Annotated in this window: 6 protein-coding genes; 1 reads left to right on the forward strand and 5 read right to left on the reverse strand. The window is 74.1% G+C overall.

The window, feature by feature from the left end; genetic code table 11:
• Both NT132_RS00420 and nudC read right to left on the reverse strand, forming a co-directional pair.
• Positions 1 to 1,494: ATP-dependent helicase (locus NT132_RS00420; protein WP_297783105.1), on the reverse strand; the 1,494-nt coding region annotated here is incomplete at its 3' end.
• The gene (gene nudC, locus NT132_RS00425; protein WP_297783109.1) at positions 1,491 to 2,387 is read right to left on the reverse strand and encodes an NAD(+) diphosphatase; all 897 of its coding nucleotides are present in this window, start codon (positions 2,385 to 2,387) and stop codon (positions 1,491 to 1,493) included. The genes NT132_RS00420 and nudC, both read right to left, overlap by 4 nt.
• Positions 2,388 to 2,450: 63 nt before the next feature.
• On the opposite strand from nudC, the gene NT132_RS00430 reads away from it, so the two are divergent.
• Entirely contained in the window at positions 2,451 to 3,776 is a 1,326-nt protein-coding gene (locus NT132_RS00430) for a phosphotransferase (protein WP_297783113.1), read from the forward strand.
• Here the strand turns inward: NT132_RS00430 and NT132_RS00435 are convergent.
• The 3 genes from NT132_RS00435 to NT132_RS00445 form a co-directional block, all read right to left on the reverse strand.
• Positions 3,763 to 5,076, reverse strand: a complete 1,314-nt coding sequence (locus tag NT132_RS00435) for a 3'-5' exonuclease (RefSeq protein ID WP_297783116.1) — start codon at positions 5,074 to 5,076, stop codon at positions 3,763 to 3,765. The genes NT132_RS00430 and NT132_RS00435 overlap by 14 nt on opposite strands.
• Positions 5,051 to 7,003 carry an ATP-dependent helicase gene (locus tag NT132_RS00440; protein ID WP_297783119.1) on the reverse strand — a complete coding sequence of 651 codons (1,953 nt, stop codon included), beginning with the start codon at positions 7,001 to 7,003 and terminating at the stop codon, positions 5,051 to 5,053. Before NT132_RS00440 ends, NT132_RS00435 begins: the two co-directional genes overlap by 26 nt.
• Positions 7,000 to 8,839 (reverse strand): UrvD/REP family ATP-dependent DNA helicase (locus tag NT132_RS00445; protein WP_297783122.1); only part of this gene is annotated, 1,840 nt, incomplete at its 5' end. The genes NT132_RS00445 and NT132_RS00440, both read right to left, overlap by 4 nt.

Genomic DNA, 8,839 nt, shown 5'->3' on the forward strand with positions numbered 1-8,839 from the left:
GCCCTCCGCGAGACCCACCAGGTGCACGTGCTCCCATTCCAGGCCCTTTGCGGCGTGCAGTGTCGCGAAGGTGATCGTCGCACGAGCGGGCTCGTGGTGGTCCTTCGCCCGCGCCATCAACCGGTCGGTGAAGATGCGCAGCGTCGTATCGGCCGGCATCTCCTCGGCGAGGGCGAGGACCGCGCGTCGCGCCTCCCACGCGTCACGCAGCGCGCCACCCGCGGGCGGCGGCTCATCGGTGAGTCCGAGGGAGCGCAGCACGTCGCGGACGCTGTCGTGGAACGTGCTCTCCAGGGGTGCCACGGATGCCGCGCGCAGCGCCATGACGGCCTGCCGCACCTCCGGCTGGTCGAAGAACCGCGTGCCGCCGAGCACGGTGACCGCGATCCCCGCGGCGGCGAACGCCGTGGTGAGTTCCGCAGACTGGGCATGCGCCCGGTAGAGCACAGCGATGGAGCGGGGGTCGACGCCCGCATCCAGCTGTGCGCGGACGGCGGCGGCGACGCCCGTCGCCTCGTGCGCGTCGTCGTCGTAGCGGACGAGGGTCGGCAGCGGCGCGTCGATGCCGCGCTCGCCGCGCAGCTCCAGGGCGCCGGGGCGACCCCGCATGAGCGCGTTCGCGACCCGGAGCACCGGCTGGGCGCTCCGGTAGTTCTGCTCCAGCCGGATCACCTGCGCGTCCGGGTAGCGCCGTTCGAAGCCGAGCAGGAGCGTGGCATCGGCGCCGGCGAAGGTGTACACCGTCTGGTTCGCATCGCCGACGACGCACAGGTCGCGTCGGTCGCCGAGCCACAGCTCCAGCAGCCGGTGCTGCAACGGCGAGACGTCCTGGAACTCGTCCACGGTGAAGTGCCGGTACTGCTCGCGCACCTCCTGCGCGACCCGCGGCTCGGCCTCGATCATGCCGGCGCAGGCGAGCAGCACGTCCTCGAAGTCGATCTGGTGGCGCTCGTCCTTGACGCGTTCGTACGCCTGATGCAGGTCGTGCACCGCGCTGATGCTGAGATCCCCCACTCCGGTGGGCCGGGCACGGGCGTAGTCGTCGGCGCTTCGGAGGGTGACCTTGCGCCACTCGATCCCGGAGGCGACGTCCCGGAGGGTCGTGGCATCGACCCGCAGCTTCAGCTCACTGGCCGCCTGGCCGAGCAGGCGCACCTTGCTGTCCACGATGCGGGGGGCGGCCGAACCAGCCACGATCGGCCAGAAGTGGTTGAGCTGGGCGAGGGCCGCAGCGTGGAACGTGCGAGCCGACACGCCCTCCACCCCGAGTGCGCGCAGGCGCCCGCGCATCTCGCCCGCCGCCTTCGCGGTGAAGGTGACCGCCATCACCCGGCCCGGGGAGTACGCCCCCGTCGCGACGCCGTGGGCGATGCGCCGGGTGATGACGCGGGTCTTGCCCGTGCCGGCCCCCGCCAGCACGCACACCGGCCCGCGGAGGGTGGTCACGGCCGAGCGCTGCGCGTCGTCCAGGCCCTCGAAGACGGGGTCGGTCATGGCCGCTCGCCGAGCCACTGCACGATGAGCCGATGGGCGATCGACACGGGTCCAGGCAGAGTGATCTCGCCGTGACCCGCCAGCGCGTCGGCGATCTGGGCGCGGCTGAACCAACGCACCTCGGCGATCTCCTCCCCGTCCGCCTCCGCCTCGTCGGGGTCGGAGGCGACGGCGCGGAACCCGAGCATGAGGGACCGCGGGTACGGCCAGGGTTGTGAGCCCTGGTAGAGCGGGGCCGCCACGTGGACGCCCGCCTCTTCGGCTACCTCGCGCTGCACGGCGGACTCGAGCGACTCCCCCGCCTCGGCGAAACCGGCGAAGCAGGAGTAGCGCCCCTGCGGCCACGCGGCGTTCGAGCCGAGAAGCAGCCGGTCGCCGGCCGCGTCGGTCACCGCCACGATGACGGCCGGATCGGTGCGCGGGAAGTGCTGGCGCCCGCAGGACGGGCAGTGGCGGGACCAGCCGGCCTGGGCGAGCTCGGTCTCGGCGCCGCACGCGGGACAGAAGCGGGAGTCGCGCAGCCACCGGGCGACGCTCACGGCCAGGACGGCCCACTCGGCATCGACGGGGTCGAGGTCTGCCCCGGCGAGCCGGAGCGAGGACCAGGCGAGCTCCGGCAGCGCGTCGTCGCCCACCGCGGCGAGCAGCACGGGAGCGCCCTCGGGGGTACGGCCGAGGAACGCCCATGACGCGCCGGCGGGGATCTCCGCGACGGGCAGGAAACGGAGCGCCCCGGTCCCGTCGGTCGGCACGGCGTCGCGCCGGGCGGCGACCACGACCGCGGCGGGGTCCGCGAGCGCGGCCGTGAGCAGGCCGGGGACGTCGCGTTCGGCGCCACGACGGTCGATCGCGGAGAGCCGCGATGCCGGGGCGGAAGAGGCGGAAGCGCTCACCGATACCTCCTCGACGGGCGTGGCGCGGGCGGCCTGACAGGGCCGCCGACCTACCCTAAGGGCATGTCACGATCCCCGCTCACTCTAGCCGCGGCGGCGACCGCAGCCGTGCCGGACGCCGACGTCGTGCGGACACGTCGGCTCGGCGGCACCGGCGACGGCCGTTTCGATGCGGCGGCGGTGGAGCTCGCCGACGGTCGTGTCCTCGTCGTGCGCGCGGCCACCGACCCGGACGCCGACCGGGAGCTCCGGGACGAGCTGCGGGTGCTGGAGGCATTGACCGCCGGCATCCGTTCCCTGCTGCCCTTCCAGGTGCCGCACGTGCACGGTCGGGCTGTTCTCTCCGACGCCACCGCCGGGGTGGTCGACTTCCTCGACGGGTATCGGGTGCCGACCGCGGAGCTCCCCCCGGGGGGCGTTTCGGGGGCCATCGGACGCGCCATCGCGGCGGTCCACGATCTTCCGGTGTCGGTCGTCCGCGCCGAGGGGCTGCCGGTGCGCAGCCCCGACCGTGAGCGGGTGGACCTGTCCCGCATCGTCGACCGGGCGGAGGCGGCCGGGCATGTCGGCGCGGCACTCCGGGACCGGTGGCGCGGGGCGATCGACGACGACGCGCTGTGGCGGTTCGAGCCGACGGTGGTGCTCGGCGGCACGGAGGCGGAGCGCTTCGTCTTCATCGACGACGAGGAAGGTCCGGTCCTGCACGGCGTCCTCGGCTGGGGCGGCCTATCGGTGGGCGACCCGGCGGTCGATCTCACCTGGCTCGCCACGGCGCCGGATGCTGCTGCCTCGGTGCTGGACGCCTATCTGCAGGCCACACACCGCGCGGGTGACCCGCTGCTGGCCGAACGCGCCCGCCTGTACGCCGAACTGGACTTCGCCCGGTGGCTCCTGCATGGCCTGGACGAGGGCGACACCGCCGTCGTCGACGATGCCGCGCAGATGCTCCAGACCCTCGAGACGTCGACCCGCGGCACGGACCTGCTCCCCCGCGCGGATGGCGACGTGGCCGCCGCGGTGGACCTGCTCGATCGCGTCCCGATGCGCCCCGACTCCGGGGTCGACACCTCGATGCAGACGGATGCGTACGATCCGGCGATGCTGTCCTCTTATCTCTCCGACGAGGAACAGCGCTCGATGGCCGACAGCGGCACCGTGCCCACCCTCCCAGTGGATCTGTCCGAGTGGACGGCGATGGCGACGGGCGAACAGGCACCGCTCCGCGCCGACGCCCCGGCACAGACGCACGACCCCGAGTCGTCCGGCGATGCCGGTACCGACGATGCGGACGACGCGGCCGCCGACATCGGTTACGCCGAGGAGGCGAGCCGGGCGTCGGAGTCGGCGCTGCGCCGCTGGAGCGACACCGGCGACGTCATGCGCGGATGACGAGCCCCTCTGCCACGTAGAACAGCGCGACGTCGATGCGGTCGAGCGCGACCCCGTGTCGCTGGTTGTACGCCTGCCGGTAGAGATCCAGCTGCACCAACCGCTCGGCGCGCTCCGCCGCGGTGCGGGGACTACGGCCCGTCTTCCAGTCCACGATCTCGAACCGGTCGCCGCGGGCGTACACGGCGTCGAGCTTGCAGATGACGACGTGCTCCCGGCCATCGAGACCGGTGTGGCGGAAGTCGATCTCCGTCTCCACCTCGATCGGTTGCAACGGCCCCCACTCGGACGCTTCGAAGGTCCGCTGCAGGCGCTCGAGCGCCGCCGCGTCGTCCTCGCCGACGCTCACCTGGTCGAGCCCGGGACCCGGGTCGTCGTCCCACAGCGCGTCATCGAGCGAGGCGTGGCCGGGCCCCACGCCGGAGCGTTCCTCCACCCAGGTGTGGAAAAGCGTCCCCACCCGCGTCTGGCGGTAGGGCCGTTCCGGCAGCGGGCGGGCACGGCGGGCGACCGCATCGTCGTAGTCGGCGACGAAGTCCTTGAACTGGGATGCGGGGATGCGGGTGGGCGCGGTGCCGACGGCAGCGGTCCGCAACGCCGCCCGCTCCGCCAGCAGCAGCGCGAGGTCCCGGTCCGGTTCCACGGGGGGACGCTCGGCCGCAGCGCGGACCGCCGCAGCCGCCGCCTCGACCGTGCCGCGACGGGCGCCCAGCGGATCCAGCGGCCACTCCAGCATCCGGCGCTGCCCGTCGAACGGGTTCTCGCCCGGATCGTCCTCGGGCAGGGCGATGCGCAGTGCCTCGGCCATCTCGACGAGGAAGCGACTCGGCCGCCGCGGACTCTTGCCGCCGGCCCAGGGTGACGCGCTCAACAGCAGCCGGTCACGGGCGCGGGTGACTGCGACGTAGGCGAGCCGCCGGTCTTCCTCGCAGGCCCGGTCGCGGTTCTGCGTGACGAAGTCCTGGATGGCGGCCATCAGCTCCTGCTGCGTCTCGGCCGCTTCCCAGTCGAGCACCGGGAGCCAGTCGGCGTCGCCACGGAAGGCCGAGGGAAGCACCCCGAAGGCGAGCCAGCCCTTGCTGTCGCGCGGTGCGGTCGGCAGTTCGTCCTCCACCATGCGGACGACCGCCACCGCATCCCATTCCAGCCCCTTCGAGCCATGGATGGTGAGCAGCTGCACCACGTCGTCCTCGGGCGGCTCGGTGCGCGGGGCGAACTCGTCGAGCTTCTCGGCGTGGTCGAGCCACGCGAGCAGGCTCGCCAGCGTGCCGCGTTCATCGGCGGCGAGGAACGCGTGCACTTCGTCGAGGAACGCGCGCAGCTGCGCCGAGGCGATGCGGGCGGGGCCGCGGGTCTCGTTGGCGGCCAGCTCGATATCCAGGCGCAGTTCGGCCTCGACCAGCCGGATGAGCTCCGGGATCGCGAGACCCGATGCGCGGCGCAGGCCCCCGAGGACGGCGGCGGCGTCCCGCAGACGCGCGAGGCCCTCGGGGGTGAACTCGGGGAGCGACGCACTGTCGCCGGCCCGGCGCAGCAGCGCCTTCGTCGCCCTGACCGGTACGGCGGGCGAGGCGGGAGAGCGCACCGAGGTCGGCAAGTCCGATCGACCACCGGGGACCGGCGAGCAGGCGGATGAGCGCCGATCCCGCATCCGGGTCGGAGATCACGCGCAGGGCGCTCATCACATCGACCACCTCGGGGGTGGACAGAAGCCCGCCGAGGCCCAGGATGCGGTGCGGGATGCCGCGGCGACCGAGGGCGTCGGCGAACCGGACCATGTGTTTCTTGCTGCGGAAGAGCACGGCGCCCGTGGTCGCCTCGCCCGCGCGGGAGCGCTCGGTCCGCACCTGCGCGAACCAGTCGGCGACGCGCGCGGCCTCCGCATCCACGTCCGCGGCGACGACGATGTCGACCTGTCCGGCCGGGGCGCCGGGGCGCGCCCGGAGCGCCCCGACGTCGACCGGGGCGGTCCGGGCGAGCGGTTCGAGCACGGCGTTCGCGGCCACGAGGACCCGGTCGGCGTTCCGCCAACTCGTCAGCAGCGAGAAGCTGCCGTGGCGGCCGCCGGGCGCGAACACGCGGGAGAAGTCGCCGAGGTTCCCGGCGCTCGCGCCGCGCCAGCCGTAGATCGACTGGTGCGGGTCGCCCACGGCCATCACGGTGGTGTCGGCGAAGACCTCGGCGAGCAGGTCCGTCTGCACCACCGAGGTGTCCTGGTACTCGTCGAGCAGCACCACGCGGTAGCGGTCGCGGAGGTCCGCCGCGACGGCCGGGTCGGCGCGAACGGCCTGCAGCGCGCCCGCCACCTGATCGGAGAAGTCGAGGACGGATAGGCGCTGCTTGCGGGCGGCGTACTCGCGGGCGAGCGTCGCCAGCAACGGCAGCCCCGCCAGGCGATCGGCCGCGGTGGCGACGTCCTTGTAGACGACCGTGCGGCGGTTCTCGCTCGGCCGGTCCCTCACCTGCTGGAAGCGCTCCGCGAAGGCGGAGAGCGCATCGAGGTCGGCGAGATTGTCGACGGCGTCGCGGGCGATCCGCAACGCCGCGTCGACCAGGGTGCGCACCGACTCGGGGCGCTGCTCGAGCCGCGGATCGTCGGATTCCAGCACGACCCGGCGCATGAGCAGCCAGGCCGCGGACTCCGAGAGCACCGCAGCCTCCGGGTCGCGCCCCAGCCGCACCGCGTTCTCCCGCACGATCGCGTCGGCGAACCCGTTGTAGGTGGCGATGGTGGGGCGGTCGAGAAGTTCCTCCGCCGCAGGTGTCGCGGGCGCGCCGCCCGGGTGACGGCGCGCGAGGGCGTCGAGAGCGCGGAGCCGGGTCTGTTCGTCGCCCGCCCGCTCGGCCTGCCCGAAGACCTCGAGCGCGCCTTGCGCATACAGGTCGTCGAGCACCGGGATGAGGCCGGCCCGTTCGATGTCCGCGAGCCGGGCGAGGCGCCGACGCACCCGTTCGGATAGCTCGCCGGCGGCCTTGCGGGTGAAGGTGAGCCCCAGTACCTCGTCGCGGCGCACCAGGCCGTTGGCGACGAGCCACACCACCCGCCCCGCCATCGTCTCGGTCTTGCCGCTGCCGGCGCCGGCGACCACGAGGGCGGGCGCCAGGGGGGATTCGATGACCGCGGCCTGCTCGGCGGTGGGCGGGAACTGTCCGAGCGCGGCGGCGAGCGCCTGCGCCGACACGAGCGGCGTCGTGCGAGCCGGCGCCGTCCCGAGGTCGACGGTCACGAGGCGCTCACCGCGCCGATCGTGTGGATGCGGCACACGCCGAACGAGAACTCGTCCCGGCAGTGCGCCTCGATGGGCGCCAGGAACCGGGTGCCGCGCATGACGGCCACGCTCCCCCGCACCCGCTCCAGGAATTCCTCGGTGCGTTCCGGGTCGAACGGGGCCTGCGCGGGCGCTGCGTACTCCACCTTGGTGGAGGTCGGATGCAGCACGAGCAGCTTCGCGCCGCCCGCGGGCAGCCCTGCAGTCTCCGTGAGCGCCCCCGAGGCGTGGGCGAGCTGGTAGGCGGCGAGCTGCGGGTGGTCGGCGACCTTCGCATCGGTCTGCGGTTCGTGGCGTCCGGTCTTCATGTCGACGATCACGACCTTCCCCTCGCCGGTCAGTTCCACCCGGTCGATGTAGCCGCTGAGCAGCGCCTGACCATCGACGTCCTCCCCCAGATCGACCGGCACCTCGAAGTGGGGCTCCGCGCCGAGGAGCCGTCCGCCGGCGGCCTCGACGTCGCGCAGGTAGCGGTGGAGGCGTCGCACCAGGTCGCGCGCGCGGGTGCGCTCCGCCCGCTCCCGCCAGGCGGAATCGAACTCCAGTTCGCCCCAGCGCTGCTCCACGGCCGCCCACAACTGCTCCTCGGTGCCGGCCGCCTCGGTCTCGAGCGCGAAGTGGATGAGCGTGCCGATGCCGGCGGTAGTGCTGCCGGGGTCGCCGCCGAGGTCGCCGATGACCCAGTTCAGCTGACACTCCTCGATGTCGTGGATGCGGGAGGGCGACACCCGTACCGGCTCGCGGGCCGGGTCGTGCAGGGGCGCGGTCGAGCTGGGTCCCCGGCCGCCGTACCAGTCCTCCGGTGCGGCTCCCGGCACACCGGCCGCCGCGAGCACGGCGAGCTGACCGGCGGCGTGGGCGCGGACGGTCGCGGGAGCGCGGCCCTCGGTGAGGGTGCGGCGGTGCTGGGCGACGAGGCCGCGCAGCGAGAGGGGATGTTCCGCCGGCGGCGCGCCGGGCGGCGGCAGCAGTTCGAAGAACGGGCTCGGTCCGGTGTCGTCGTCGTCGACGGCGGTCACCACGAGGCGGGCGCGGGCGCGCGAGACGGAGCGCGCGAACAGGCGGAGCTCGTCGTGCAGCACGCCGCGCCGCCGGTCGCCGACCGCGGGGCCGATGGCGGGGTCGATCGCGGTCTCCGCCAGCCGCCAGGTGTCGAGCAGGCCTCCGCGCAGGCGCGTGTTCGGCCACACACCGTCCTGGACGCCCGCCACCACGACGGTGTCGAACTCGGCACCCACGGCGCCCGCCGGGGTCATCACGCGCACGCGGGGGCGCGGCGCCTCCGCCTCGAGCCGGTCTTCGGCGACGTCGCTGTCGAGAACGCTACGCAGGAACGCGACCGGTTCGGCATCCACCGCGCGTTCGCCGTACCGCTTCGCCGCCTGGAACAGCGCGACCACGGCGTCGAGGTCCCGGTCAGCCTGCGCGGCGAGGGGACCGGTGCCGCGGGCCGCCTGCGCCCAGGCGCGCTGGTTACCGCTCCGCTCCCAGGCGGTCCACAGCAGCTCGTGTGCCGTGGCACCCGCCGCGTGCTGTTCGCGAAGCGTCCGGAGCGTGTGAGCGAGGCGGGCCGCGATCCGCCCCTCCCGCGTGTCGAGCAGGTCGAGCTCGAGCGGGTGGGCCAGGGCCGAGGCGACGAGCTCGGCCGAGGTCGCGCGCTCCTCGGGGGCCGCCCGGCGCAGCGCCCCCCGCAGGCGCCGCTGTTCGATCGGGTCGAGCCCGGCCGCGCTCAGCAGCTCGGCCGGGTCGGCGTCGCTCCGCGGCTCGAGCGCGACCAGCACGATCGTGACGAGG

Origin of the sequence: Microbacterium sp. (assembly GCF_026393345.1) — a bacterium.
Classification (GTDB): Bacteria; Actinomycetota; Actinomycetes; order Actinomycetales; family Microbacteriaceae; genus Microbacterium.

Excerpts from the sequence above, each read along its gene's own strand:
- NT132_RS00430 (WP_297783113.1), top strand. The coding sequence starts at position 2,451 with ATGTCACGATCCCCGCTCACTCTAGCCGCGGCGGCGACCGCAGCCGTG.